At 45.1% G+C, this 273-nt stretch carries 1 rRNA gene; it reads right to left on the reverse strand.

Annotated elements, in window-relative coordinates:
- Positions 1–188: ribosomal RNA gene (locus U860_RS0130935) — 16S ribosomal RNA — on the reverse strand; the annotation flags it as partial.
- Positions 189–273 lie beyond the last annotated feature (85 nt).

Consider the following 273-nt stretch of genomic DNA (forward strand, 5'->3'; position numbering starts at 1 on the left):
CAAAATGTTATCCGGTATTAGCCCCGGTTTCCCGGAGTTATCCCAGTCTTATGGGCAGGTTACCCACGTGTTACTCACCCGTCCGCCGCTAACTTCATAAGAGCAAGCTCTTAATCCATTCGCTCGACTTGCATGTATTAGGCACGCCGCCAGCGTTCATCCTGAGCCAGGATCAAACTCTCCAATAAAGTTAGTTTGTCTAGCATCTAAAATAAAAATTGACGTTTCACGTTGTTTGTTTCGTTCAGTTTTCAAAGTTCAACATCGCGTTTC

The organism is Bacillus sp. H1a (assembly GCF_000633475.1).
Taxonomy (GTDB): Bacteria; Bacillota; Bacilli; order Bacillales; family Bacillaceae_G; genus Bacillus_A; species Bacillus_A paramycoides.